Origin of the sequence: uncultured Lutibacter sp., assembly GCF_937891065.1 — a bacterium.
In the GTDB taxonomy this organism is placed as follows: domain Bacteria; phylum Bacteroidota; class Bacteroidia; order Flavobacteriales; family Flavobacteriaceae; genus Lutibacter.
This window is the reverse complement of sequence record NZ_CALAEQ010000187.1, coordinates 1-5,211: the sequence shown is the minus strand read 5'-3', so window position 1 is coordinate 5,211 and position 5,211 is coordinate 1. Positions and strand designations below refer to the sequence as shown.

Genomic DNA, 5,211 nt, shown 5'->3' with positions numbered 1-5,211 from the left:
TCCTTTGCAAGAAGCAATAAGCACTATTAAAAGGTAAATAAACTTAATTTTCATTGTTCTCTAATTTTGGAAAAGTTACTTGTCTTAATATTAAATTGCCCATCGGTTTTAATTCTTTTAATTCAGTCTCATTTTTTGAATTGATAAATGTTGTTTCCATTTTAAAATGATTCCATAAAGGTTCATTTTCATTTGTTTTCAATTTAATTTTAGTTGGATCAACAATTTTCCATTTGGTTCCTTTTGAAGCATTAGAGTGATATTCCAAATCTTTAAAATCTTTATATGGATAAATTTTTTGAACAACTTCTTTACTTTCAATTGGCAATCCGAAAACCAATGGACCATAACTAAAAAAGTAATCTCCCAATAAATCTAAATTTACTTTTGGTTCAGCTTCAAATTGAATGGTAATTACATCTCCAGTTTTCCAGGTTTTATTCAAATAAAGATAATGTTCATTTTCTGATTTATCTGCGCTTGAAGAACATGTGTAGAATGTTGCCCATTTTGGTTTACGAATCGCAATTTGAAAGTTTTCAGGACTTTCAATGTCTATTTCCAAGTCAATTTTAAAATCAAATGGATAATTCGTTTTTTGAAGGATTTTTAGTTTATGTTCATTAATGGTAGTGTTAAATTCTGAAGCACCAAATAAATTTAAAACCAATCCATCATTATTTTTTGCCCACATAGAATTTACATAATAAGGAAAAATACGACCAGCATTGGGCACACAACAAGCGGCAACTTCTTTATGCACAGGTGAGTATTTAAATCGGTTATGATTGTTTTTACCAATATTTTCTATTTCAAAAGCACCTTGCATAAAATAAGAATTATCAGTTTTACAATATGCAATGCTTTTACCATCTGGATTTCTCGCTCCTTGTGCAGCATTAAAAAGTAACCATTCCATTTTATCTGCCCATTTAGAATCATTCGTTCTTTTCAATAAAAGGCTGTAAGAATCTAACAATTCATGTATCGAACAATATTCATAACCTGTATTATCCGCATCTGCAGTTCTTTCAAAAATCCATTCATCGCCAATTGGTCCGCCACTTGGTGTTGTTACTTTCTCTAAGCGTTCTAAATATTTTTCCAATGCATTTTTATAAATTGAATCCTTCGTGTATTTCGCAACCATTGTTAAAGCTCTTAAGTGCTCATAAGTATGTACACCATGACCTTTAAATTTATATTCAGGATTTAATAAATTTTTAGTTTGAATATCTACTTCAGACAAATTATATTTATCGTAATCTTGATAAAGGAAAACAGCATAATCTATATATGATTCGTTATTAGTTAATTCATATAATCTATTTAAAACATCAACAAAAGTTAATCCGTGCCCAACACCCGCAAATGGTTTTTCAATATTAAAAGGTTCAGAATTGTTAATAGAGTAGGACTTCATGGTAAGTTGTACTGCCTTTTCAATGGCGTTTAATACACGTTCTTCTTTTGAATATTCATAATATGCCAATAAGCCTCTTAGCAAAGAAGATTGAGCCCATAATTCTCCATTTTCAGTTGTATGTTTATAGCGTAAATCCTGAGCATACACACCTAAATAACCATCTTCGTCTTGAGTTTTTAATTTAGTATCCACATACGTTTTTACTTTATTTAGTGCGTTTTGGTCTTTAGTTAAAATTGCATTTCTTATATAACCATCCCACCAATTGGATTGAGTTTCACTGTTCCACCATAAAAATTGCACTTCCCATTCACCATTATCATCTGTGATAGCACCTACATCTTTCGATTTTACTTCTTTTGTCATGCGATCTTTACCATAAATATCATCTTCCACAACAAGTTCAGGAGCTAAAGAATCTAACGCACTAACAAAACCATTTGTTACGTCGTTTTCCATTTGAGCTTTCATCCATCCATCAGGTTGAATATCTCCAAATTGAACTGTTGAAATGTTTAATTTTTTTGAAATGTTGTTTTTTTCAGTACAACTTAAAGTAATTAATGACAAAATAATAATTTTAAAAATTTGATTCATGGTTAATATTTTAAATACTTTTCTAAAGTTTTTTTCATTGTTTTATTCAATTCCCGCTGATTTGCCAATGGTTTTTGATCAAAAGGGCTTTGAGGCATATATGGAAAAGGTCCAAATTCTGGAGTTATTGTAATATTCTTTCTTTCAATATGATAGTCAATAATTCGCTGCCACCAATTTAAATAAAAAGATAAATGCTCATTCCATTCTGGAGCAAATGGATTATTAACTTGTGGTGCTTGTTCAAAACCAACTCGTGCATGAATGTGATTTATATGTGGAATTACCTTTTGAATAATTTCTTCTTGATCTTGTAACATACTTTCTGAAACAACACACCAATGCGATAAATCACCAACTAGTTTTAAATTTGGAAATACCTCTAAATATTTTAAAGTTGTAGCCGAATGAAATGTGAAACGTCCGCGATGAATTTCATGATATACAGGAATTCCAGATTTTAAAGAAAATTCTTCAATAGCATCTATAATTTTACAATTATCTGAAAAGGAATAGTGGTCTTTACCTGTATGGGAGTTGATAAAGTTTGGTTTATAGTGTACCATAGCTTCTAAACGGTTCAAAACTTTATTAAGGTATTCCTTTGATGATTCCTTTTGAACTCCAAAAACCTGTTGTAAACCACAAATAAAATTAGGATTCTCTTCTCGTTTGCTATTAAGTAAATCGTAAAAAAGACCTTCAAAAACTGGGTTATTAGGAATGTTAATTTCTATTCCATTAAAATCATTAGAAATTGCAAGGTTTAAAAAATTTGTAGGATTTAAATCCTTATGTCCCCAAAAAGGGTATAAGTATTTGATATTTTCCATTTAGTATAATTTAGGGTTTAATGGGGAATTAATAATTTCACCAACCTTAACACCAGGACACCAGGTTTCCCAATCATTTTGTTGTCCGGTATTACTAGGTTTTACAAGTTTCATATTTTTATCCATATAAATAATAGTCATAACTTTTCGCATATCATTAGTAGAATTGGCACCAGCTCGATGAAATACCCAACCTGAATGAAAACTAACTTCTCCAACATCAAATGGTTCAATAATATGTTTAAAATCAGTTACTTTAAGCCGCTTTTGAATTAATGATTCGCTTTCATCACTTATAGAAAGATCTCGTCCATTTAGTAATCTATGGCTTCCTGCGCTAAATTCTAGTGGCCCCATTTCAAGTGGTGTTTCTTGCAATGGTATCCATGCAGTAATGGTTTTATCTGTTTCTAAAGGCCAATAATGCTGATCGGCATGCCAAGGAGTAATTCCACCACCAGCTTCTTTAAATAAAGCTTGGTCGTGGTACAATCTTACACCATCAACTTGCATTAAATCTGAAGCGATTTTTGCAATTCGTTCAGAAAAAATAAGTTTTTTAATTGATGCATCTTGAGTCCATAGATTGAACAATTGTAAAAATGCTTTTCCATATGTACTTCTTTGTTCTAAAGGAGTTTCATCTTTATTCATTTCACCAACTTTTTTAGAAATGACTTTATTGAAATATTGAATAGTATCAAAATCTAAAACATTTTTCAGCTTTATATATCTATTTTTACAATAAAAATCAATCTGTTCTTGTGAAATTGAATAGTGTTTTTCTAATAACTCAAAGGTTTTCATTGGTTTATAGTTTTAATTTATAACAAAATTAGAGATAACAAAATGATTAAAGTTTTTAGATTTTAACTAATACTATGCATATTTAAACATAAAAATGTATTTTTGACTGCTCCAAAAGTTTATAAGTGCTAATATGAAGCCAGTTGTTGAAAAAATAAGATTAAAAGAATTAAAAAAGTCTTTTAACTTTTTTAAGGTTGAAAAGGAATATTTAGAACCTTATTGGCATCATCATCCAGAAATTGAATTAACATATATTGTAAAAGGGCAGGGGACTCGTTTTGTAGGAAATAGTATTTTACCTTATTTTGAAAATGACTTAGTTTTAGTTGGTTCGCACCTTCCTCATACTTGGGTTTCTTTATTAGACGCTAAGAATGAAGTTCAAAAAGCATTTGTATTCCAGTTTTCTGCTGAAATTTTTAATCAGTTTCCTGAATGTCAACAATTTCAAAACCTATTTAATGAAGCTGAAAAAGGATTACACTTTATGGCTCCAAAACCTAAGTTAATTCGATTAATAAAAAAATTCAGTAAGATTTCTGGTCCCGAGCAAATAAGTACTTTAGTACAAATTATTTATCAATTGTACGTTGATAGCAATAAAAACTGCCTTTCTACAAAAATTTATAATAAAGGTATAGACAATGAAAAGAATCAAAACAAAATTGAAAAAACTACAACGTATATATTAGAAAACTTAAATAAAAAGTTGACGGTTAATTTAATGGCTGAAAGAACAAATTTGGTTTCACAATCCTTTAGTAGATGGTTTAAAAATTCGATTGGTCTTTCATTTATTACATACTTAAATCTAGCCAGAATAGAATATGCTTGCCAATTATTGATGACTACAGAAATGCCTATCCAAGAAATTGCTTTTGATTGTGGATTTGAAAGTTTAAGTCATTTTAATAGAACATTTAAAAAAATAAAAGAAAAAAGCCCTAGTGAATTTCGAAAAGTATGGCCTCATAAAACTTTGGTTAAAACAATAGGCGAGTGAGCGTATATATTTTAGGGGTTTAGTAATACATATTATTGATAATTGGAATTTTACAAAAAAATTACAATAAAGTAAAGAATTCAAATGTTTCCTAAAATATAGCGAATAAGCCGTAATTGTTTCCAAAGTTTTGTGCAGCCTTGATTTTTTTGTTACTTTTTTCATCAAGGAAAAAAGATAAGCATAATGAAAGAAAGCTTATTTGAAAACGAAAATTAAGCAAGTGTTTAGAAATTATCTGGTATTGCCAACGCTAAAAGGCTCGCTCAAAATTTCAAAAGTCCACAGGACTTTCTAAATTATGCCGTAAACTGTTGCGCCAACACAACGAAAGCATCTTGAAAACTTTTAGAACGTGAGTATTCAAACTTATTCAAAATGTAATTATAAAACTAAAAGGATTGCTTTTTTTGGCGTTGGCAAGCGGCTGCAAATTGCGTGTAGAAAAAAATGCCTGAGCATTTTGTTTATACAAAGCAATCGAGCGTTTGACAGCGGCAATTTAACATAATGGCAAATTATAGTTACAAATTAATAAACGA

The 5,211-nt window shown here is 29.7% G+C and carries 4 protein-coding genes; 1 reads left to right on the top strand and 3 read right to left on the bottom strand.

Translation table 11 applies throughout. The features are described from left to right. Positions 1–43 precede the first annotated feature (43 nt). The 3 genes from Q0352_RS10240 to Q0352_RS10230 are packed head-to-tail and all read right to left on the bottom strand — an operon-like array spanning position 44 to position 3,663. Positions 44–2,023: a beta-L-arabinofuranosidase domain-containing protein gene (locus Q0352_RS10240; protein WP_299527204.1), complete on the bottom strand. Its 1,980-nt coding sequence runs from the start codon at positions 2,021–2,023 to the stop codon at positions 44–46. 2 nt (positions 2,024–2,025) lie between these two features. Further along, on the bottom strand, positions 2,026–2,856 hold the full coding sequence (locus Q0352_RS10235) for a sugar phosphate isomerase/epimerase (protein WP_299527203.1): 831 nt from the start codon (positions 2,854–2,856) through the stop codon (positions 2,026–2,028). Further along, positions 2,857–3,663, bottom strand: coding sequence for a phytanoyl-CoA dioxygenase family protein (locus tag Q0352_RS10230; protein ID WP_299527202.1), 807 nt, complete (start codon positions 3,661–3,663; stop codon positions 2,857–2,859). A gap of 133 nt (positions 3,664–3,796) precedes the next feature. Here Q0352_RS10230 and Q0352_RS10225 point away from each other — a divergent pair, with 133 nt between their 5' ends. Beyond that, on the top strand, positions 3,797–4,669 hold the full coding sequence (locus Q0352_RS10225) for an AraC family transcriptional regulator (protein ID WP_299527201.1): 873 nt from the start codon (positions 3,797–3,799) through the stop codon (positions 4,667–4,669). Positions 4,670–5,211: the final 542 nt, after the last annotated feature.